This is a genomic window from Dongia mobilis (genome assembly GCF_004363235.1).
Taxonomy (GTDB): Bacteria; Pseudomonadota; Alphaproteobacteria; order Dongiales; family Dongiaceae; genus Dongia; species Dongia mobilis.
This window is the reverse complement of the sequence record NZ_SNYW01000006.1, coordinates 838,179-860,132: the sequence shown is the minus strand read 5'-3', so window position 1 is coordinate 860,132 and position 21,954 is coordinate 838,179. Positions and strand designations below refer to the sequence as shown.

General features: G+C 65.4%; 19 protein-coding genes and 1 tRNA gene. 9 read left to right on the top strand and 11 right to left on the bottom strand.

Annotation, left to right across the window (positions count from 1 at the left end; genetic code table 11):
• Nucleotides 1-104 precede the first annotated feature (104 nt).
• Complete coding sequence (locus A8950_RS05585; protein WP_166645010.1) at nt 105-842, top strand: type 1 glutamine amidotransferase domain-containing protein; 738 nt, start codon at nt 105-107, stop codon at nt 840-842.
• Between the two features lie 21 nt (nt 843-863).
• Here A8950_RS05585 and A8950_RS05580 read toward each other — a convergent pair whose 3' ends face one another.
• A complete protein-coding gene (locus A8950_RS05580; protein WP_133612588.1) occupies nt 864-2,120 on the bottom strand; it encodes a flavin-containing monooxygenase in 1,257 nt (418 codons plus the stop codon).
• Nucleotides 2,121-2,414: 294 nt separating this feature from the next.
• On the opposite strand from A8950_RS05580, the gene otnI reads away from it, so the two are divergent.
• Nucleotides 2,415-3,182, top strand: coding sequence for a 2-oxo-tetronate isomerase (gene otnI, locus A8950_RS05575; RefSeq protein WP_133612587.1), 768 nt, complete (start codon nt 2,415-2,417; stop codon nt 3,180-3,182).
• A gap of 11 nt (nt 3,183-3,193) precedes the next feature.
• On the opposite strand, the gene denD is transcribed toward otnI, so the two are convergent.
• Nucleotides 3,194-4,180 carry a D-erythronate dehydrogenase gene (gene denD, locus A8950_RS05570; RefSeq protein WP_133612586.1) on the bottom strand — a complete coding sequence of 329 codons (987 nt, stop codon included), beginning with the start codon at nt 4,178-4,180 and terminating at the stop codon, nt 3,194-3,196.
• 1,220 nt (nt 4,181-5,400) lie between these two features.
• Nucleotides 5,401-5,477 (bottom strand) — tRNA-Arg (locus tag A8950_RS05565).
• Between the two features lie 446 nt (nt 5,478-5,923).
• On the opposite strand from A8950_RS05565, the gene A8950_RS05560 reads away from it, so the two are divergent.
• The 3 genes from A8950_RS05560 to A8950_RS05550 all read left to right on the top strand — a co-directional run bounded on the left by A8950_RS05560 (nt 5,924) and on the right by A8950_RS05550 (nt 8,311).
• Complete coding sequence (locus tag A8950_RS05560) at nt 5,924-6,979, top strand: hypothetical protein (RefSeq protein WP_133612585.1); 1,056 nt, start codon at nt 5,924-5,926, stop codon at nt 6,977-6,979.
• A 153-nt stretch (nt 6,980-7,132) separates the two neighbouring features.
• Complete coding sequence (locus A8950_RS05555) at nt 7,133-7,555, top strand: DUF4864 domain-containing protein (protein ID WP_133612584.1); 423 nt, start codon at nt 7,133-7,135, stop codon at nt 7,553-7,555.
• Nucleotides 7,556-8,311 carry a DUF3750 domain-containing protein gene (locus tag A8950_RS05550; protein WP_133612583.1) on the top strand — a complete coding sequence of 252 codons (756 nt, stop codon included), beginning with the start codon at nt 7,556-7,558 and terminating at the stop codon, nt 8,309-8,311.
• Nucleotides 8,312-8,347: 36 nt separating this feature from the next.
• On the opposite strand, the gene A8950_RS05545 is transcribed toward A8950_RS05550, so the two are convergent.
• Nucleotides 8,348-11,071: an HAD-IC family P-type ATPase gene (locus tag A8950_RS05545; RefSeq protein WP_133612582.1), complete on the bottom strand. Its 2,724-nt coding sequence runs from the start codon at nt 11,069-11,071 to the stop codon at nt 8,348-8,350.
• A 186-nt stretch (nt 11,072-11,257) separates the two neighbouring features.
• Nucleotides 11,258-13,183, bottom strand: coding sequence for a potassium transporter Kup (locus A8950_RS05540; RefSeq protein ID WP_133612581.1), 1,926 nt, complete (start codon nt 13,181-13,183; stop codon nt 11,258-11,260).
• A 390-nt stretch (nt 13,184-13,573) separates the two neighbouring features.
• Between A8950_RS05540 and gpt the strand changes: the two genes are divergently transcribed.
• On the top strand, nt 13,574-14,053 hold the full coding sequence (gene gpt / locus A8950_RS05535) for a xanthine phosphoribosyltransferase (protein WP_133612580.1): 480 nt from the start codon (nt 13,574-13,576) through the stop codon (nt 14,051-14,053).
• 6 nt (nt 14,054-14,059) lie between these two features.
• Here the strand turns inward: gpt and panC are convergent, their stop codons facing one another.
• Entirely contained in the window at nt 14,060-14,908 is an 849-nt protein-coding gene (gene panC / locus A8950_RS05530; RefSeq protein WP_133612579.1) for a pantoate--beta-alanine ligase, read from the bottom strand.
• A gap of 26 nt (nt 14,909-14,934) precedes the next feature.
• Nucleotides 14,935-15,795, bottom strand: coding sequence for a 3-methyl-2-oxobutanoate hydroxymethyltransferase (gene panB / locus A8950_RS05525; RefSeq protein WP_133612578.1), 861 nt, complete (start codon nt 15,793-15,795; stop codon nt 14,935-14,937).
• A gap of 271 nt (nt 15,796-16,066) precedes the next feature.
• Here panB and A8950_RS05520 point away from each other — a divergent pair, with 271 nt between their 5' ends.
• The 3 genes from A8950_RS05520 to A8950_RS05510 all read left to right on the top strand — a co-directional run bounded on the left by A8950_RS05520 (nt 16,067) and on the right by A8950_RS05510 (nt 18,308).
• Nucleotides 16,067-16,630 (top strand): hypothetical protein, encoded by a 564-nt coding sequence (locus A8950_RS05520; RefSeq protein WP_133612577.1) that lies wholly within the window; start codon nt 16,067-16,069, stop codon nt 16,628-16,630.
• Nucleotides 16,631-16,744: 114 nt separating this feature from the next.
• Nucleotides 16,745-17,578, top strand: coding sequence for a tRNA glutamyl-Q(34) synthetase GluQRS (gluQRS, locus tag A8950_RS05515; RefSeq protein WP_133612576.1), 834 nt, complete (start codon nt 16,745-16,747; stop codon nt 17,576-17,578).
• A 40-nt stretch (nt 17,579-17,618) separates the two neighbouring features.
• Nucleotides 17,619-18,308, top strand: a complete 690-nt coding sequence (locus tag A8950_RS05510; RefSeq protein ID WP_133612575.1) for a TerC family protein — start codon at nt 17,619-17,621, stop codon at nt 18,306-18,308.
• Nucleotides 18,309-18,343: 35 nt separating this feature from the next.
• Here A8950_RS05510 and A8950_RS05505 read toward each other — a convergent pair whose 3' ends face one another.
• From A8950_RS05505 to folE, 4 genes are read right to left on the bottom strand one after another with little or no spacing between them, the layout of a single operon-like run.
• Complete coding sequence (locus tag A8950_RS05505) at nt 18,344-19,195, bottom strand: DUF4743 domain-containing protein (protein ID WP_133612574.1); 852 nt, start codon at nt 19,193-19,195, stop codon at nt 18,344-18,346.
• Nucleotides 19,192-20,070: a DUF4743 domain-containing protein gene (locus A8950_RS05500; protein ID WP_133612573.1), complete on the bottom strand. Its 879-nt coding sequence runs from the start codon at nt 20,068-20,070 to the stop codon at nt 19,192-19,194. Before A8950_RS05500 ends, A8950_RS05505 begins: the two co-directional genes overlap by 4 nt.
• 18 nt (nt 20,071-20,088) lie before the next feature.
• A complete protein-coding gene (gene argE / locus A8950_RS05495) occupies nt 20,089-21,246 on the bottom strand; it encodes an acetylornithine deacetylase (protein WP_133612572.1) in 1,158 nt (385 codons plus the stop codon).
• A complete protein-coding gene (gene folE / locus A8950_RS05490) occupies nt 21,247-21,891 on the bottom strand; it encodes a GTP cyclohydrolase I FolE (RefSeq protein ID WP_133612571.1) in 645 nt (214 codons plus the stop codon).
• Nucleotides 21,892-21,954 lie beyond the last annotated feature (63 nt).

Genomic DNA, 21,954 nt, shown 5'->3' with positions numbered 1-21,954 from the left:
TTGCAAAAGCTGAACTTTTCATTGAAATGCCGCGGCGCCGGTGGTTCGATCAGGCGCGCAAGATCAGCGCGTCAAACGATCAGAAAAATCAGGGGCAGGAAAACATGAACGCATCCTCGCAAGCCGCCTTCCAGCGCATGCAGCAATTGATGTCGAGTTCGCCGGTGCCGACGATCTCGACCGAATTACTGGTCACGGCCGATGGCGAGCTCAACCGCGAACTGAAGAGCTTCCTGTTCGATCCGCCCACGGATCCCAACCTGCTGAAGGGCAAGCGCATCGCCATCTGCTGCACCAACGGCGTCGAGGAGGTCGAGATCATCGGCGCGCAGCGCTGGCTGAACGAACATGGCGCCACGGTGCATATCGTCTCGCCCCGGATCGGCGAGTTCCACCCGACGCTGGGCCTGCGCTTCCCGCCGCAATGCGCCACCCATGTGCTGGCGATCCGCCTGATGGAGAATGCCGGCTGGCTGAAGATCGATCGCTATACCGACGAGGCGAAGGCCGCCGATTACGATGCCGTGCTGCTGCCCGGCGGCTGCTGGAACCCGGACGCCCTGCGCGCCGACAAGCACGCCACCGCCTTCGTGCGCGCCATGTTCGATGCCGGCAAGCCGACCACCGCCATCTGCCACGGGCAATGGGTGATGGTGAGTGCGCGCATCCTCAAGGGGAAACGCGCCACCGCCGTCTGGAACATCCAGATCGATCTCGAGAATGCCGGGGCGACGGTGCTCGACGAACCCTGCGTTGTCGATGGCAACCTGATTACCGCGCGCTTTCCCTATGACCTGCCGCGCCTCATCCGGGCCATGGCGCAGCAGCTGGTCGGTCGCTGACCGGCGGCGAAGCCGCGGGAATTAGCCGGCGGCTTCGTGATAGGCCATGTATTTGTGCCTGGTGGCGATGCGGTCGGCCAGGAACTTGGCGTCGTGCCACACGCCCCAGATAAAGCTTGAGCCGCGCCGCGACTGCCAGGGCAGGCCGAGGAAATAGAGCCCCGGCAAAGCGGTGACACCGCGGACATGGCGGGGCCGGCCGCGCTCATCGAAGATGTCGGCCTTCAGCCAGGAATAATCGACGCCGAACCCGGTCGCCCAGATGATCGCGGTAATGCCGGCATCGGCCAGGTTCAGTTGCCGGATCGGATGGGTGACGCAATCCGGGTCGGGCCCGATCCTGCGCGCCTCCGGCTCCTCCGGCAGGTCGAGGCCGTTGGCGGCGACAAAGGCATCGGCGGCATCCAGCAGCGAAAGATAGCTGGCATCACCCCGGGCGAGGTTCTCGGCAAGGTCGGGGGCGAAGCTCATCACGCCGTCGCGGCAGCCTTCGGTGCGGCCGACCAGAATCATGCCCATCTCGGCCAGGCGGCGGAAGTCGATGGTATAGCCGCCATGGGCGCCGCTCACTGCAATCGTGACATGCTCCATGCCGGGCTCGCGCGTCTCGAGATCCCACAAGCCGAGGACGCCCAGCCACCAGCAGAAATCGCGCCCGCGATAGGCGCGCGGCGGCCGCTCATGTGGACCGACCGACAGATAGACGCGCCGTCCCGCCCGCATCAGCTCGTCGGCGATCTGCACGCCGGAGGAGCCGGCACCGACCACCAGGACGGCACCCGCCGGCAACTGGCCGGGATTGCGGTAGGCGCTGGAATGCATCTGCTGGATGCCGGTATCCGCCGGCACCACGGAAGGAATGAGCGGCACCTGGAACGGGCCGGTGGCGGCGACGACATTGTCGGCCTCGATAACACCGGCCGAGGTTTCAACGCGGAAACCAGGCCGGCCGGCATGCGGCTCGACCTTCGTCACGGCGACGCCGCAGCGGATCGGGGCCGCGATCTTCTCGGCATAGGCGACGAAGTAATCGGCCACCTCCTCCTTGGGCGGGAAGCCGTCCGGCCCGGTGCGGGGAAAGGTCATGCCGGGGAAGCGGTCGTGCCAGGCGGGGCCGTTGGCGACCAGCGAATCCCACCGCTCCGAACGCCAGCGTTCGGCGATCCGGTGCCGTTCGAGGACCAGATGCGACAGGCCGCTGGCACTCAGATGCTCGCTCATGGCGAGACCCGCCTGCCCGCCGCCGATGACGAGCGTATCAACCTTCTCGACCTGCATCTCTGCTTCCTCTGTTGGCGCCACGCCTGTGCCGGACACATTGTCCGGCCAGGATCCGGCTGGCGCGCCCCCCGCGCGACCCATGCCCACGGGTTGCGGCGCCGGACGATGAGATGGCACACGCTTAACAGGGTGGCTTGCCGCTGCCTATTACGAAACTCCAAAGCCGCGGATCGGAAAAACCGACCCCATCGCATGACGCTGGCCCTGCGTGCCGGCGCGGTTTCGGTTGCCCGGCCGCAGGGCGCCTGTGATAGTGGCGCCGCCTGCCCGTTCCTTTCGCGGATGACGCCCATGATTCGGCTCGCGGCCAACCTCTCGATGATGTTCAACGAATGGCCCTTCATGGAGCGCTTCCGGGCGGCGCGCGACAACGGCTTCGACGCGGTCGAGTTTCTCTTTCCCTATGACTTCGCCGCGGACGAGATTGCTGCCGCCCTGCAGAAGAACGGGCTCACCCAGGCACTCTTCAACCTGCCGCCGGGCGATTGGGAGGCGGGCGAGCGTGGCATCGCCGCGCTGCCCGACCGCATGCTGGAATTCCGCAGCGGCGTGGCACTGGCCCTGCGCTATGCCGAAATCTTCGGCACCAGGCGCCTCCATGTCATGAGCGGCCGCGCCGAGCGGCGCGATGCCGCCGCCTGTTCCGCCTATCGCGATGCGCTCCGATACGCCTGCGACGAAGCCGGCCCGGCCGGAATCGAGATCATGATCGAGCCCATCAACCGGCGCGACATGCCCGGCTATTTCCTCGACGATTTCGCCTTCGCCGCCGACCTCATCGCCGAACTGGCGCGGCCCAATCTGCGCCTGCAATTCGACATCTATCACCGCCAGATCCTGCAGGGCGACGTGATCCGCGGCCTGCAGGCGCTCTTTCCCCTGATCGGCCATGTGCAGATCGCCGGCGTGCCGGAGCGCCACGAGCCCGGCAGCGGCGAACTCGATGACATCCGAATCCTGCGCGAACTGGAGGCCCTCGGCTATCAGGGTTTCGTCGGCTGCGAATACCGGCCGGCGGCGGGGACCGTGGCCGGCCTTGCCTGGCGCGATCGGATTTAGCAGCGGCTGGATCAGCCGATCCGGCCGCCCAGTTCGTCCTCGATATGGACCCGGATGATCTCGTCGAAATTGCTTTCGGCGCGGAAGCCGAGCGAGAGCGCGCGGGCCGGATCAAAATTGCTGGGCCAGCCCGCGACGATCTTCTGGATCACCGGATCCGGTTCGTGGCGAATGAGCTTCACCGCCTTCTCACCCGCCACCCGGCGCAGCGCCTCGATCTGCTCGCCGATTGTCGCCGAGAGGCCCGGCATGGAGAGATTGCGGCGGGGTCCTACCTGCGCCAGGTCAAGGGTGGCGGCGTGCAGCAGAAAACCGACGGCGGCGCGCGGGCTGGCATGCCAGTGGCGGACAGTCTCGGCCACCGGCAGCACGGCCTCGATGCCCGAAAGCGGCTCGCGCAGGATGTTGGAGAAGAAGCCGGAGGCCGCCTTGTTCGGCTTCCCCGGCCGGATGCAGATGGTGGGAAGGCGGATGCCGATGCCGTCGAAGAAGCCGCGCCGCGCATAATCGGAGAGCAGCAATTCGCCGATCGCCTTCTGCGTGCCGTAGGAGGTGAGCGGCGTGCTGAGGAAGTTGTCGTCGATCTTCTCCGGGAAAGGTGCGCCGAAGACGGCGATCGAGGAGGTGAAGACGAGGCGCGGCCGATAGGGTGCGCGCAGGCCTTCGCGGCGGATCGCCTCGAAGAGATCGCGGGTGCCGTCGAGATTGATGCGATAGCCCTTCTCGAAATCGGCCTCCGCCTCGCCCGAGACGATGGCGGCCAGATGGAAGATCAAATCCGGCCGCGCGGCGATCAGTTTCTCAGCTGCCCCCGGCTGCGACAAATCCGCGGTCAGCGTCGCCACCTTGCCGCCGAACCCGGCAGGTGCCGCCGGCGGCATGACATCGACCAGGGTCAGCGCCTCGATTGCCCGGCCGCCCAGGCCGCCATCGGCCACCAGCCGCCCGATCAGCTTCGACCCGACCATGCCGGCGGCACCGATGATGAGAACATGCATGGGAAATTTCCCTTCCAGAGATCAATCGCGATGCGCCGCAGGGCGGCATGGCCGGGGAACTCGATAACGCGCCTGCGGGCCATGTGCAACCGGCCCGGGCGGAGTGGGCCGTTTCAGATCGGCGCAGATCGGGAATTGGGGGCTCAATCCAGGGGTGGATTCGGCGCACGCATGAAGGATGTTCGCGGGCTCAGGTCACTTGGCACATACGAGGCCAAAATTCAGCAGCGCGGACGAGATAGGAGTGAATGAACGCGCTGATTTGTCCCCCTCACTCATTTAGTAAGTGCACGTTCTGAGGCTTTTTCTTTCGCTCTCAAGCTTCTTCAGAAACTCTGCTTGCCAAGGGAGGCGATCGTTTTGCTCCCAGTCCGGATGACGCCGAGCTGTAGAATCATCTATCGGCATCTTTGCATCATTCGGCAACCACCTTTGCTGCAACATCCCGAGCCACGCAGCAGCGCGAGCAATTCTCCAGGATAAGTCGCAAATGCTATCGACCGACGCCACATACGGCCTAGAGATCCTGATTTGCGGGTTCGTCAAATTGACGTCCCTAAAGTAAACAATCTCGTTCGTTTCGGGACTCCAACTGTAGAGTAAGCGGTGCGCGAGGGTGTTTCTCTCGTCCGAAACTTGGTTTATCACATCGCCAATTGTGAGCATTTTCGCTAGGTCATCGATTGACTGAGCCTTTGTGCGTACGAGTTTCTGAAAGATGTCAACCCGAGCTCGAATCATCATTCCGGACAGCACAGCGCAGCCAGCATTCGGGTCCATGCCAGACAGCAAGATTATTGCATTCCTAAGTGTCTCATCCAGATCAGCATGAGCAATCATTACGTATCCGATAGGCTCGACAAAATGAGCCGGCATCAATGGAGTAGTAGGCGGGAACCGAGGTTTCAATCACGCCCTCCCCTTTGCTGATTGTTGAATGCCTGCGTCGCAGACCATCAATAGTCCGACCTGAACAGGGCCACAGTATGACTGCGTGAATTGCTCAGCCTAGTCGAAAATCTCAGCACACCGGAAGGCGGCCGAGCCGCGGGCGAACGACCAAAACCGAACGCATCTCGGCATTATCTCGCCACGCGACGAACCGATGCCGCAAAAGCAGCACTCAAGCCCGATATTTTCTTAGGGTCTTACATGGCTACCCAGAGCCAAAGTTTGGCTCGAGCTGTTCTAAATGCTGTGCGGCTGAAAATTCGACATAATGGCGCGCCCGAGAAGATTCGAACTCCTAACCTTCTGATCCGTAGTCAGATGCTCTATCCAATTGAGCTACGGGCGCGCTGGGTCTGGCTTTGAGAAAGGGCGCCGGCCAGGGCCGGGCGGTGCCAAACGGTGGCGGAAACTAGCCGAAAGGCGCCGGCGATTGCAAGCCCTTTGGCTGGCGCCGGATTTGCCGGTGCCGACCGGGGTCAAGCACCTGATTCTGCATCCTTTGGGGGCGATCGGGGGCCTGCCGGGGCACCCCTGGCTGCTGCGGCGATTCGCCGGCCGGGCGCGTCCGGGCGCCCGGGCTCGATCGGCATCGGGGGCATCTGTGACCCTCGCTCTGTGACCCTTGCGCCACCCTGTTGCCGGCATCACACGGAGTCGCCCGGCCGCAAGCGACTTGTTTGGTTGATTCTTGTCCTGAAAGCTGCCAAGAAATCTTGTAGGGTAACGGTTTGAGCGGCCCGGGATGGGTATGGGGTCATGGGTCAGTTCGCTGCTTTTCGGGGTTCGGCACGCATGAAGAAACATGTCTGGCTGGCGGCTGTGGCCGCTCCGCTGCTGTTGGGTGGCTGCGAATTCGTCAACAATGCGGTGGTGCCGTCGGTCTCCGGCGCACCGGTCGGCGCCAATGTGGCGACCGGCGTCTCGAACGTGCCGGGGCAGCCGACGGGCACCCTGGTCGGCCAGAAGGTGATCGAGGTTCGCAGCGATCTCAACCGCTTGCAGCAGGCGGTGCAGCAGCAGGCCCTGAAGCACCAGGAATTGCGGGCCAGCGCCGAGCGTAATGCCGCCGGCTACCAGACCACGGTCGGGGCCATCAACGGCAAGCTGCAGATGGGCACCACCCCGGGCAATCCGATGGTCACCACCGCCTGGCAGCAGGCGCAGTCGCAGCTGGACCAGATCGGCTCCGACCTCGACCAGATGAACCGCCTGTCCAACGACGTCGCCAATAACGCGGCCTTTTCCAGCTATCTGCTGGATTCGATCCGTGCCGCCTATACGGTTTCCGGCGCCGTCGACGAGGACCACCGGCAGCTGCGCATCCTCGAGGACCAGACCAACCAGACCACGGTCTCGATCGACCGGCTGCTGAACCAGCTCTCCGAGGACATTTCGCGCCAGACCAATTTCCTCGGCACCGAGCGCAGCAATTTGACCATGCTGGCCAGCTCGGTCAGCACCGGCCAGATCTATGGCACCACGCTGGCCAGCCGCGCCTATGCGCCGCCGGCCCAGCCCGCTTTGCCGCCCTTGGCCGGGATGAGCACCGGCCGGCCGCTGGTCGTCATCCGCTTCGACCGGCCCAATGTTTCCTACGAGCAGGCGCTCTACCAGGCCGCGTCCAAGGCCCTGGAGATGCGCCCCAACGCCGCCTTCGACGTGGTCGGTGTCGCCCCCGCCATGGGCCAGCCAGCCCAGGTGGCGCTCAACAGCGACATCGCCCGGACCAATGCCAACCGTGTCTCGCGCTCGCTCCTCAATATGGGCCTGCCGCCGGACCGCATCGGCATCGCCCAGGTCAACGACCCCAATACCCAGGTCAACGAAGTGCATGTCTATGTGCGCTGATATTTGCGTGATCTGACAACGGCTTAACCCTCTACAAACCCAACCTCGAACAGCAACCGGCGCCCTTGCGAAAGGGCGCCGGTTTGCTTTTGCAGCCGATCCGGCGCCGGAAAATCGCCGTAATCAGGGGGTGAAGTTAGGGGAGGAACGCCGATGACCCGCCTCGCCACCCTTGTCCTGACCGCCCTCCTGGTCTTCGCCGGGCCGCAACTGGCCAGGGCGGAGGAAACACCCCGCGCCGCCGCCGAGCGGATCATCCGGGCGCAGATGCAGGCCTTCCAGGCGGATGATGCCGGAACCGCCTTTTCCTTCGCCTCGCCCGACCTGCAGGTGAAGTTCGGCTCGCCGGCCAATTTCATGGAAATGGTGCGGACCGGCTATGCCCCGGTCTACCGGCCCCAGGCGGTCGAGTTCCGCGACCTGGTCGATACCCCGCGGGGGCCCGATCAGCAGGTCTTCGTGATCGGCCCGGATGGCAAGGGCTACATCGCCCACTATATAATGCAGCAACAGCCGGACGGCTCCTGGCGGATCAGCGGCTGCTACCTGGAACCGCTTCGGGAAGAAAGTGTGTGAATGAAGATCCTGTTCTGGTCCCTCGCCGCCCTCATCCTGGTGCCGCTCGCCTTCAGCATCGCGCGCGGGGTCGCCTATGACGGCACCTGGCGGGATGCGCCGCGCCATTCCGCCGGCCTCGCCCCCGATCCCGCGCAGACGCCGGAAGCGGTGGTGCAGTTCTATACCGCCCGCGCCTTCAACTGGCGCGGCTATGTGGCGACCCATCCCTGGATCATCCTGAAGCGGAGCGGCGAGAGCCGCTATACCCGCTATGAGGTGGTGGGCTGGGGCGGCGGCGATGTGGTGAAGCGCAATTACGCGGCCCCCGACGCCTATTGGTTCGGCGCCGAGCCGCAGCTGATGGCAAGCTATCGCGGCGCCAATGTCGACGCCCTCATCGAACGGATCGAGGCCGCGATCGAGGCCTATCCGCATCGCGACACCTACCGCTCCTGGCCCGGCCCCAACAGCAACACTTTCCTCGCCCATGTCGCGCGCAGCGTGCCGGAACTGCGCCTCGACATTCCGGCCAATGCGATCGGCAAGGATTACCGCGCGCTCGACGCCAGCTTCGCCTGGGCGCCGAGCGGCACCGGCGTGCAGGCATCGCTGCTGGGTGTCGCCGGCCTGACCCTCGGCCTCGAGGAGGGGATCGAGATCAACCTCCTCGGCCTCAATTTCGGGGTCGACGTGCTGCAGCCGGCCCTGCGCGTGCCCGGATTGGGACGCCTAGGCTGGCCGGAGGAGACCGAACGGCAGATGGATATGCTCTGACAACAATGCTCTGGCGGAGGTGCGCCGATCGCCGGCTCAGTTGATTTCCTCGCCGAACAGCCGCCAGCGCCGCGTCACGACCTTTTCGATCTCGAGGACCACCAGCAGCAGGATGCCGAGCGCGATCACCAGGGCGGCATCGGCCACCCCCAGCGGCGCGGTCGCGAAGGCCCAGTTCATGAAGGGCAGATAGGTGAAGGCGATCTGCCCCGCTGTCACGATGCCGACCGCAACCAGCACCGAGCGCGTGCCGAGGATACCGGTCAGGGAAAACGAGGTGGTGTGCAGATAGCGCACGTTGAAGAGATAGAAGATCTCCATCACCACGATGACATTCACCACCATGGTGCGCGCCACCTCGACGCCCTCGCCCCTCGCCAGGGCGAAGAAGAACACCGACAACACACCGCCCATGAACAGGAACGAGACCAGCGCCAACCGCCACACCAGAAAGCGGGAGAGCAGCGGCGCATCCGGCCGGCGCGGCCGCCGCCGCATGATCCCGGGTTCGGCCGGTTCGAAGGCCAGTACCAGGCCCAGCGTCACCGAGGTCACCAGATTGATCCAGAGAATCTGGGCTGCGGTCATCGGCATGGTGAAGCCGAACAGGATCGCGGCGATGACGGCGATCACCTCGCCGCCATTGGTCGGCAGCGTCCAGGCGATCACCTTGCGGATGTTGTCATAGACCGTGCGCCCCTCGCGCACGGCGGCGACGATGGAGGCGAAATTGTCGTCCAACAATACCATGTTGGACGCCTCCTTCGCCGCCTCGGTACCCTTGCGCCCCATGGCGATGCCGATATCCGCCTGCTTGAGGGCGGGCGCGTCATTGACGCCGTCGCCGGTCATGCCGACGACGGCGCCGTTGCTCTGCAGCGCGCGCACGATGCGCAGCTTGTGCTCCGGACTGGTGCGGGCAAAGACGCTGGTGCGGGCGGCCAGCGCCGGCAGATCCGAATCCGCCACCCCGTCGATATCGGCGCCGGTAGCCACCTCGGGATTGTCGGCAAGGCCCAGCTGTCGCGCGATGGCGGCCGCCGTCATGGCATGGTCACCGGTGATCATCTTCACGGCGATGCCCGCCGAATGGCATTCGGCCACCGCCGCGATCGCTTCGGGTCGCGGCGGATCGATGAAGCCGACGATGCCGAGGAAGGTCAGATTGCCGTCCAGCCGCAGCGATTGCAGGTCGCTCACGCTGTCGGCCGCTATCATCATGGCGAAGCCCAGGACACGCTCGCCCTCGGCCGCGGCGCGCGAGACCTGCGCCTCCCAATGGGAATGGTCGAGGACCTGCCGCTCGCCATGGCCGATCTGGCCGCCGCACATGGCCAGCAGCCGTTCCGGCGCGCCCTTGACGAAGACGAACTTCTCGCCGGCGAGACCGCGATGCAGCGTCGCCATATAGCGATGCTGCGCATCGAACGGCACCTCGTCCAGGCGCGGCCATTCATGGCGCACATGGCGGAAATCGAAGCCGGCCTTCATGCCGAGGACGACCAGCGCCCCCTCCATGGGGTCGCCGGTCACCAGCCACTCCTCCTCCCGGCGGTTGATCTCGGCATCGTTGCACAGGATGGCGCAGCGCAGGATCGCCGCCGCCGCGGCGACCGAATTGATATCGTCGTCACCCGCCTCGACCTCGAGCGGGCCGCTCGGCACATAGCCGGTGCCGCCGGCGCGGATGTCGTGGCCCGGGATGACCACGCGGCGCGCCAGCATCTCGTTGAGGGTCAGCGTGCCGGTCTTGTCGGAGCAGATCACCGATGTGGCACCCAGCGTCTCGACTGCAGGCAGGCGGCGGACGACGGCCTTGCGCAGCGCCATGCGCTGCACACCGATTGCCAGCGTGATGGTGATGACGGCCGGCAATCCTTCCGGCACCGCGCCCACAGCAAGTGCCACGACGGCCATCAGCGCATCGACCCAGTCGAAGCCGCGCACCAGGACGGCAAAGGCCATCAGCGCCGCCGCCACACCGGCGGTCACCCAGGTGAAGGTGCGGCCGAAGCGATTGATCTGGCGTAGCAGCGGCGTGCTCAGATCCTCGGCCTGTTCGATCAGCGTGCCGATCCTGCCGATCTCGGTCGCGGCACCAGTCGCGACGACGACACCCGTGCCCTGCCCCATCACCACGAGCGTGCCGGAATAGGCCATGCAGGTACGGTCGCCCAGCATGGCAACGGTGGCGACCGGCGCCTCGCCCTTATCGACGGCGACGGATTCACCGGTCAGCATCGCCTCATCGATGCGCAGCGAGCGCGATCGCAGCAGGCGCAAATCGGCCGGCACGCGGTCGCCGGCTTCCAGCATGACGATATCGCCGGGGACAAGGCCGGCGACATCGATCGCGCGGCGCTGGCCGTCGCGCAGCACCTGGCTGTGGGCGGAGACCATGCGCCGGATGGCGTTCAGCGCATTCTCGGCCTTGCCCTCCTGGACGAAGCCGACGATGGCGTTCACCGTGACGACGGCGAAAATGACGGCGGCGTCGACCAAATGCCCCAGCAGCGTCGCGCCGATGGCGGCCACCAGAAGGAAATAGATGAGAGCGTTATGGAACTGCAGCAGGAAGCGCAGCGCCGGATGGCGCCCGGGCTTTGCCGGCAACTGGTTCGGCCCGAATGCGGCCAGCCGGCGCGCGGCCTCTGCTTCGGCCAGACCTTGCTGGCTGCCGGCCAGTGTCGCCACCGCCTCGCTGGCAGGATGGGCGTGCCAGTCCGGACTGGCAGCGAGCCGGCGGCCGAGAGCGGCCATCGGGGTTTCTGCCGATTGAGCGTCGTTGGCAGGATGCATCCCTGTCGCTTGCCTCCATCACCGGCCGAATCCCGGCGGAACGGGTTGGGGGATGTGGCTGCCCGCAGCCACCTTGGCAGTCTGGCGGTTGCTGGCGGTTCGCGTCTTGATTCATATCAAGACGCGATGCAATGCTACAGGAAAGCGTCAGATCTCGGTGCGGGCGCCCAGTTCGATGATGCGACCGACGGGAATCTTGAAGTAGTCGGATGCCGAGATCTCGGTGTCCGACAACAGGATGAAGAGCCAGCGGCGCCAGCCCGACATGGCAGATTTCTGGCGCGGGACGATGCGTTCGCGCCCGATGAAATACGAGACACCCTCCGGGTCAAGCTCAAGGCCGTACCGTGAAGCGAGGCGCATGGCCGCCGGCAGGTCGGGTTCGTCGGCAAAACCGTAATGCACGATGAGGCGCGAGAAGCCGCGATCGAAATGCCGGACCTCGACGCGCTCGGCCTCCGGCACGAAGGGCCGCGCCTCGGTCGTCAGGGTGGTCATGACGATGCGTTCGTGCAGCACACGGTTGTGGCGCATGTTGTGGAGCAGCGCGAAGGGCACGCGGTCGGTTTGCGCCGTCAGGAACAGGGAGGTGCCGGGCACGCGCTTGAGGTGCCGTTCGGACAGCGCCCCCAGGAACTCCTCCTCGGTCAACGAACCGGCGCCGTGGCGGCGCGCCAGCAGGCCACGCCCATCCATCCAGGTCGACAGGATGAAAATGATGACGGCGCCAATCAGCAGGGGGAACCAGCCGCCATCCATCACCTTGAGGAGGCTCGAGCCCAACAGCATGCTCTCCACCAGCAGGATGAAGCCACAGACCAGCAGGGTGCGCCGCAGGCTCCACTTCCACAGCGCCCGGAAGACGAAGAAGGCGATGACGGTGTCGATGATCATGGTGCCGGTGACGGCGATGCCATAGGCGCTGGCAAGGCCGCTCGAGGATTTGAAGCCGATCACCAGCAGGATGACGCAGACCATCAGGATCCAGTTGATCTGCGGGACGTAGATCTGGCCGTGATGGTGGGCCGAGGTATGCTCGATCAGCAGGCGGGGACAAATGCCCATGCGCATCGCCTGCCAGGAGAGCGAGAAGGCGCCCGAGATCACCGCCTGCGAAGCGATGATGGTTGCCAGGGTGGCAAGACCGATCAGCGGATAGAGGAACCATTCGGGCGCCAGCAGGTAGAATGGGTTGCTGACCGCCTCCGGCCGCTCCAGCACCAGCGCGCCCTGGCCGAAATAGTTCAGCATCAGGCAGGGCAGGACGAAGGCGAACCAGCCAAGCTGGATCGGCTTGCGGCCGAAATGCCCGAGATCGGCATAGAGCGCCTCGGCACCGGTCACCGCCAGCAGCACGGCGCCCATGACCGGGAAAGCGAGCCCGATATTCTGCGCCAGGAAAGCGATCGCATAGTGCGGCGACAGCGCCAGCAAAATCTCCGGATGATGCACGATCTGCAGAATGCCAAGCACGCCAAGGGTCGTGAACCACAGCATGATGATGGGACCGAAGAAGATACCGACATGGCCGGTGCCAAAGCGCTGCACCGCGAACAGCGCGATGACGATGGCGATCGTGATCGGGATCACCAGAAAGCCAAGTTCCGGCCTGGCAACCTCCAGGCCCTCGACGGCAGAGAGGATCGAGATTGCCGGCGTGATCATGCCGTCACCGTAGAACAGCGCAGCGCCGACGATGCCGAGGGCGAGGAACTTCTCGCGCCGGCCGGATTTCGCCGCCGAGCGGATGGCAAGGCCGATCAGCGCCAGCAGGCCGCCCTGCCCCTGGTTGTCGGCACGCAGCATCAGCAGCGCGTATTTGAAACTCACGATGATGGTGACGGTCCAGAAGATCAGCGACAGAATGCCGAACACATGCTCGGGCACGGCCACCGTCTCGCGCGCGCCGTGAAACGCCTCGCGGAAGGTATAAAGGGGCGATGTACCGATATCGCCGAACACCACGCCGAGTGCGCCGATGGCCAGCGGCGCTAGCCGGCCGCCCGGCGTCGGCCCGCCTTCGCCGCCTTCACGGCCGGACGCTGATGTGTCTACGCGCGGCGGTTCGGCCACCGCGCCACTTTCTGATTGGCTTGTACTGGTCACTTCGGTTTGGTGGCACGCTGTCTCCGGTCGCTGCCCGGTTTTACGGGCGCCGGATCAAACGTGTAACTCCATCCCTTGCTTGAGGCCCTGTCTCACATCGGCGCGGCCCGGTACTGCAATCCGGGCTCGGCCCTCAATGGGTGCGCATCCTGTCATCCGACGGCAATGGGCGCAATAGGGATTTTTGCACTGCAATATCGACCCTTGACAGGTTGTCGCGGCGCGCGATTCCGGCATTTTGCCGGGCCCGGAGACGGCACGGCAATTGCCGCTGCCGCGGCCTTCGGATATTGCTGTGACCGAGTGGCCGCGGGCGGAATCACCGTCCTGGGCCCGTTAACACATTGAGGAACCACCATGTCGGACCCGCAGAAAACCTTTCCCGTCTCATGGGAAGAATTGCACAGGACAGCCAAGGCGCTCGCCTGGCGACTTATCGAGAAGGGTCCGTTCAACGGCATCGTCGCCATCACCCGCGGCGGCCTGGTGCCGGCCGCGATCATCGCCCGCGAACTCGACATCCGGCTGCTCGATACCGTGTGCATGCAGAGCTATTCCGACGACCACCGCCCGGGCCAGATCAAGGTGCTGAAGGACGTGCCGGGCGACGGCTCGGGCTGGCTGATCATCGACGACCTGGTCGATACCGGCCGCACGGCGCGCGTGGTGCGCGACATGCTGCCCAAGGCGCATTTCGCCACGATCTATGCGAAGCCATCGGGGCGACCGCTGGTCGACACCTTCGTCACCGAGGTGTCGCAGGATACCTGGATCTATTTTCCATGGGACATCGAACTGCAGTTCGCGCAGCCGATCGTCAAACTGAAGAAGGGCTGACGCCGCCTAGCCGACCGGCCAGTTGTCGATGAGGCGCGTCCGCCCCAGCCAGGCGGCCACAAAGAGGCGGGCACCGGGAGCCGGCCCGGCGATCGGTTGCAGCGTCTCGGCATCGCAGAGTTCGATATAGTCGATCGTGGTGAAACCGGCGGCACGCAGGGCAGCCGCCGCATCCGCCAGGATCGGTGCGACCTCGCCGCCCGATGCGATCCGGGCAGCACTCTCGCGCAAGGTTCGCGGCAGTTGCGCCGCCATTGTCCGATCTTCGGCGGAAAGATAGCGGTTGCGCGACGACATGGCGAGGCCATCGGCCTCGCGCAGTGTCGGCACGCCTACCACCTTGACCGGAATATCGAGGTCGCGCACCAGGCGGCGGATCACCTGCAATTGCTGGAAATCCTTTTCGCCGAAATAGGCGCGGTCCGGCAGTGCCTGCAACAGCAGTTTGGTGACGATCGTGGCGACGCCGCCGAAATGTCCCGGGCGCGTGGCGCCGCAGAGATGCCGCGTCAGGCCCGAAACCGCGACCGAGGTGGCGAAGCCATCGGGATACATCTCGCCGATTTCAGGCGCGAACAGGAGATCGCAGGAAGCGGCGCCGAGCTTGGCCGCATCGCCCGCGGGATCGCGCGGATAGGCGGCAAGGTCCTCATGCGGCGCGAATTGGGTCGGATTGACAAAGATCGTGGCCACCGTGCGGGTGTTGTCGCGCCTGGCCGCGGCCACCAGTGAGAGGTGTCCGTCATGCAGCGCGCCCATGGTCGGCACCAGGCCGATCGTCTCGCCGCCGGCGCGCCAGGCATGAATCTGGGCGCGCAGGTCGGCGACCCGGTGAACGATGGCTGGACCAGACATTCGGAAATGCGCCCGGAACCTCCGGCTCAACCGTGCTTTTTCACGGCGCCGAAGATGTGCTCGGGCCCCGGAAAGTCGCGACCGCGCACTTCGGCGGCATAGCGCGCCGCCGCTTCCTCGATCTCGCTGCCGAGATCGGCATAGCGCTTGACGAAGCGCGGCTTGAACGAACTGAACAGGCCGAAAACGTCCTCCGCCACCAGCACCTGGCCGTCACAGGCGGCAGACGCGCCGATACCGATCACCGGCACCGGAATGCGGCTGGTGACTGCCTGGCCGATCTGTTCCATCACGCCCTCTAGGACGATCGAAAAGGCACCGGCCTCGGCGATGGCGATGGCATCGGCCATGACGCCTGCCGCTTCCTGGTCGCCGCGGCCGCGCGCGCGGTAGCCGCCCAGCGTGTTGACCGATTGCGGCATCAGGCCGACATGGCCCATCACGGGAATGCCGCGGCGCGTCAGGAAGGCGACGGTTTCGGCCATCTCGCGCCCACCTTCCATCTTGACGGCCTGGCAGCCGGTTTCCTTCATGATGCGCGCAGCGGAACGGAACGCCTGCTCGTGGCTTTCCTGATAGGAACCGAACGGCATGTCGACCACCACCAGCGCCTGCTTCGAGCCGCGCACCACGGCAGCGCCGTGCTGGATCATCATCTCGAGCGTCACCGGCAGGGTGCTGTCGAAACCGTAGAGGACCATGCCGAGCGAATCGCCCACCATCAGCAGATCGACATGGGAATCGAGCCGCTGCGCCATGGGCGTCGTATAGGCGGTAAGGCAGACCAGCGGCTCACCACCCTTGCGGGCCGAGAACTCGGGCGCGGTCAGGCGCTTGGTCGTAGCACCGGCTGCCGGTGCTGAACCGGACGAGGCATGCACACTCATCTCGTCTTCCTCCTGCGGCCTTCTTTTGCCGGCGCCCGATGGGCGGCCGGCCTTTATCTTTCCCGTCATTCTGGCGTAAAATGCTGCACCGCACAACCGCAATCATGGCATGGTCATGCCGGTTCGCCCCAGGCAGGTCCGTTCCAGGCAGGTCCGTTCCAGGCAGTTCGGCGCCGGCGGGGACATGACATGCCGGTTCGTGGTTCCGCCGCGGGTGCAAACGCGCTACATCCATCCCCGCAATCACGTTGAAGGGGCCAGTCGAGCCGGCATGTACAAGGATAACAGCCTCATCCCGTCGGAAGCGGTGCGCCTGGCCGCCCTCGGCCTGCTGTGGCAGGGCGAGCAGAGCTATGCCGACCTCGCCCGGGAAATCCGGCACTTCATCGGCCGCATCGTCGGGCCGTCGCTGGAATTGCTCGGCCCCTCCCTGGAACTTTTCAAGATCGAGGGTCTGATCGAGGCTTCCGATCCGCGGCAGCCACCCGAGGCCCAGATCATGCGCCTGACCGAGGACGGTCGGGCGGAACTGCATCGCCTGATGACGACGCGCCTGCGCGGGTCGCTGGGCGAGGTCAACAAGCTGATCATCGCCCTCAAGATGCATTTCCTGAACTGCCTGCCGCCGGAGAGCCAGTGCCAGCAATTGCAGCTGATGATCGAGGCCTGCGACAAGGAACTGGCACGGCTCGGCGATCTGCGCGCCTATGCCCCGGCCATCCGCAAAGACAGCTACCTGTCATCCTGGCTGGAACTGGAGATTGCGGAAATCGAGGGGCGCCGGCACTGGTTCGCAACCCTCGCCGCCCGGATCGAAACTTCCTCCCGCGGATGACCCGAAGCACCGGCGCCGGCATTCCGGCGCTCTCGCCAAGTCGCGACCATATTTCACGCCAGTTCACTGGGGTTTGCCATTGCATGCGCCGGCAGTCCGACCTACTAGAACTGGATGCACCCGCCGGTAACAAGATTTGCGCCCAGCCCGACCGGGCTGCTTCATCTGGGACACGCATTTTCAGCACTGGTCGGCTGGTCGCGGGCGCGCCGTTCGGGGGGAAGTTTCTTGCTGCGGATCGAGGATATCGACCGGACCCGATCTCGGCCGGAATTCGAAACGGCACTGATCGAGGACCTCGCCTGGCTCGGGCTCGACTGGGACGGGGAAATACGCCGCCAGTCGGACCACTTTGCCGAATATGACGCGGCCCTAGAGCGCCTCGAAGCAGCCGGCCTGCTCTATCCCTGCTTCTGCACGCGCAAGGACATCGCTTCCGCCGGCGCGGCACCGCAGGGTCCCGACGGGCCGCTTTATCCTGGGACCTGCCGCCACCTCGACCCGGATCAGGCGGCGGCGCTGCGGAATGCCGGCCGGCCGTTCGCCCTGCGCCTCGACATGGCCAGGGCCCGGGCATTGGTCGGCGATCTCTTCTTCGAGGATGAAACCGAGGGCCGCATCGCCGCGACGCCCGAACTTCTGGGTGACGTCGTGCTGGCCCGCAAGGACATTCCCGCCAGCTATCACCTTTGCGTCACCCTGGACGATGCCTGGCAGGGTGTTACGCTGGTCACGCGCGGCATGGACCTGCTGCCTGCCACCCATATCCATCGCCTGCTGCAGGCGCTGCTTGAGCTGCCGGTTCCGGCCTATGCGCATCATCGCCTGCTGACCGATGGCACCGGCACCCGCCTCGCCAAGCGCGACAACGCCACCAGCCTGCGCGCCCTGCGGGAGATGGGCCGTTCACCTGCCGATGTCAGACGACTGGCAGGTTTCCAGGACTAGATCGACCGCACCCCGCCACTTTCAGGAAAGCCAAGCCTGCATGTTCGACCTCGATACCATCGTCAGCCTGCTGACCGGCCCAGAGATGGTTGCCTTCGGCCAGGTGATCTTCATCGATCTAGTGCTGGCCGGCGACAACGCGATCGTCGTCGGCCTGGCGGCCGCCGGCCTGCCGGCGCACCAACGCACCAAGGTCATCCTGATCGGCATCGGCGCCGCCACCCTGATGCGCATCGGCTTTGCGCTGGCGACGAGCCAACTCCTGCTTGTCTTCGGCCTGACTCTGGCCGGCGGCGTGCTGCTGCTCTGGGTCTGCTGGAAGTTCTGGCGCGAGATCGAGCACCAGCGCCGGGAGCGGAAGCTGGAGGCGCAGCGCAGGGGCGAGAGGCTGAGCAGCGACGAGCGGAAGGAACTTGCCGCGGGGGAGAGCGCCCTGCCCGGGGCGGCACCCGCCAAGACCATGCGCCAGGCCATCGTGCAGATCGTCATCGCCGACGTTTCCATGTCGCTCGACAACGTGCTGGCGGTGGCCGGTGCGGCGCACGACCATCCCAACATCCTGATTTTCGGCCTCGCCTTGTCGGTCGCGCTGATGGGCCTCGCTGCCTCGCTCATCGCCAGCCTGCTGAAGCGCTATCCCTGGATCGCCTATTTCGGGCTTGCCGTGATCTTCTATGTCGCGATCGACATGATCTGGCGCGGCTCGATGCAGGTCATGAACGGCGTGTGAGCGGCTTGCGCCGATTGCCTGCTGTCCGGCTCTGCTCAGGGCTTGCGCGCGACCGCCATGGCAAGTTGGGCGTAGTCCGGACGGTCCGGGGCGATATGGCCGTGCCGGATGAGGAAATCCACGATCACCAGCCCGACATTGAATTTGAAGCTGGTGGTTTCGGCCAGCAGCCGCTCGACTTCGCCCAGTGACATCAATTGGAAGTCGGCGATCTCGCCGTCATGGTTCTGCGGCACGAAATCGGCCGGCAGTTCCAGGTCATAGACGAAGATCGTGTCGTCGCGCAGGCAGGAATCCAGTTCCATGCGATAGCTGAGAGCACCGCAGGGCCGCGCCCGGCGTGCCAGTTCCTTCGGCACCGATGCCTCTTCGGCCGCCTCCTTGATGAGGTTGTCGAAGGGCTTCATCCCGGCGGGCAATCCGCCGGCCACCAGATGGTCGAGCTTGCCGGGTTCGATCGGCCGGTTGGCGGCACGACGACCGACCCAGAGCCAGGTTTCGCCATCGCGCTGGACATAGCCGTTGACGTGCACGCCATAGGCCTTGACACCGAAGAGCGGCACCGCCGCGCGCTCGAGGTCGAAAAGCGGCGGTCGGCCGTAACTCTCGGCCACCGGGAACAGTTCGTCGCGCCAGCCGCGGATCAGCCCCTGCTGGCGCATCTCGCGCATCACGGAATCGATCGCGGCCGAGCGGTAGTCGAACGTGTCGAGATGCTCGGCGACGGAAACCTGGTCGGGGTCGACGCGAAACACACTGGGATAGCGAGCCAGTTCTACCGCGAGATCCTGCCGCATGAAGCCGACGCGCCGGTCTTCCACCAGGAACGGCCGGTAACCGGCGACATCGTGGCGATGGCAGCTTTCGATACGCTCGAGCAGACTCATGTCGTGTCTCCCGCCGAGGCATATGGCAAGGGCGGCCGGATTCCGGCCACCAGCGGCAGGTATTCCGGATCGTCGGGACCGATGAAGCCCTGGCGGACCAGGAAGTCGAGATTCACGATGGCGCTGTCATACATGAATTCGTCGGTCGAGCGCAGAAGGTGGAGGAGGTCGGAGACCGGGAGGCATTCGAAGCCGGCAACCTCGCCGTCCTGGTTGACCGGACGGAAGTCGGCATCGAGTTCGAGGTCGAAATTGAATTGCAGATCGACACGCAACCCCTCGGCGCGCTCCTGCAGCAGCGTGATGATCCCGGTCGGCCGCGCCGCCAATGCCAGTTCGGCCGGGATGCCGGCTTCCTCCCAGCATTCCTTGCGCAAGTTCTCCTCGATACCAAGACCGAGCGGCTGACCGCCGCCGACCAGGAGGTCGAGCATGTCGGGGTCGACCGCCTTGCTGGGCGCGCGGCGGGCCACCCACACCTTCATGCCCCAGCCGCGGCCGACATAGCCGTTGACGTTGATGCCGAAGGCCAGCGTGCCGAACAGCGGCGCCGACGCGCGCTCGATGGCAAGCAGCGGTTCGGCAAAAAAGTCGGTCGTCACCGGATAGAGTTCGCCACGCCAGCCGGGAACCAGCCCCTCGTTGCGCAAAGCCTCGACAACCTCGGCCAGGGCGGCGCTGCGTGCCGGCGGTTCGGCCAGCCCCGGATGCAGGCGCAGCGTCTCGCGATCAGCCTCGAAGCAGTGTGCGAAGCGGCGCAGCCGCTCCATCAATGCAGGCCGCACCCAGCCGACATGGCGTCCGGCCACGATGAAGCGGCGATAGGCGGAAAAGTCGGGGGCCGGGTGGCGTTGGAATTGCCGCAGCAGGCTCATCGCAGGGCGGATCTCCGCTCAGTTCTCGCGCGCCCAGGCGATCAGGCGCCGCAGCAGCGCCTCGCCGGCGGCAAGCTGATCGAGGTCGATATACTCGTCGGGCTGGTGCGCCTGGGCGATATGGCCCGGGCCGCAGACGATGGCGGACATGCCTGCTTCCTGGAACTGCCCGGCCTCGGTGGCAAAGGGCAGACTCACGGTTTCATTGGCGCCGGTCAGCAGCCGCAACAGCGCTTCGGCCGCGCCGTCATGCTCCTCCAGCAGGGGTGGCGCCGATACGCGCGGCGTCGTGACGATGGCGGCATCGGCAAAATCGCGCCGGATGGCGGCAAGCCGACGCGCCGCGAAATCGGCCAGCGGCAGAAGAATCTGGTCGGGATGGCCGCCCGGCACGGCGCGGAAATCCCACAGGAAATGGCAGTGCCGCGCGATGATGTTCACCGCCGTCCCACCCTCGATCACACCGATATTGAGCGAGGAATGCGGTGGATCGAAGGCGTGATCGAACGGCCCGTCGCGCCGCAGCCCGTCATAGAGGCGCGTGATCTCGCCGATCAACTCGGCGGCAAGGCTGATGGCGTTGAGGCCACGTTCCGGCTGGCTCGAATGGCCGTCGCGACCGGTGATCTCGGTCCGGAAGGAATAGACGCCCTTATGCCGCACCCCCAGTTTCATGCCGGTCGGCTCGCCTATGATGGCAAGGCGCGGCCGCGGCAATTTGGCGCCGATCGCCTTCAGGAGATGCGGCGCACCCAGGCAACCAATCTCCTCGTCAAAGGAGAAGGCGAAATGCAGCGGCGTCATCAGAGGTTGAGCCAGCATCTCCGGCACCAGGGCAAGGCAGAGGGCGATGAAGCCCTTCATGTCGCTGGTGCCGCGGCCGTAGAGACGGTCATTCGCTGCCAGCAGCTTGAAGGGATCACTGCTCCAGGGCTGGCCCTCCACCGGCACGACATCGGTATGGCCCGAAAGCACGATTCCGCCGTCCTTCTGCGGCCCGATGGTAGCCCAGAGATTGGCCTTTGGCTGGCCGTCGGGCGCCGGCACGATCTCGACCGCCACCCCGCGTTCGGCGAGATAGTCGCCGATCCAGCGAATGAGACCAAGATTGGACCGCGACGAGACCGTGTCGAAGGCGACCAGCCGGTCGAGCAGCGCAACCGTCGCCGGCAGCATTTAGGAACCGGTACCGATGCTGGATGGCGGCAGGCCGATGAAGGCCAGGAATTCCCGCCGCGTCGAGGCATCCGTGCGAAAGGCGCCCAGCATGCGGCTGGTGATCATCGAGCTGCCGGGCTTGTGGATGCCGCGGGTCGTCATGCAATGATGGCTGGCATCGATCACCACGGCGACGCCGCGCGGCTGCAACTCGTCATTCAGCGTGTTGGCGATCTGCGCCGTCATCTTCTCCTGGATCTGCAGGCGCTTGGCATAGCATTCCAGCAGGCGCGCCAGTTTGGAGATGCCGACCACGCGTTTGCGCGGCAGATAGGCGATGTGGGCGCGGCCGATGATCGGCGCCATATGATGCTCACAATGGCTCTCGAAGCGGATGTCCTTGAGGACGATCATCTCGTCATAGCCATCCGTTTCCTCAAACGTGCGTTTCAGGATCTGCGACGGGTCGAGGTCGTAGCCGCTGAAATATTCGCGATAGGCCTTCACCACGCGGCGGGGCGTGTCCAGCAATCCCTCGCGCGCAGGATTGTCGCCCGCCCAGCGCAGCAGCGTGCGCACGGCCTCCTCGGCCTCGGCCTGGCTGGGTCGGGCGCTGCGACTCCTCGTCGGTGCGCGACGCGGTTTCGATGTGGACTTGGCCATTTCCTGGGATCCTTTCCGGCACCTTCGACTGGATATCTGGCGCGGATATCCAGTCTACTGCCA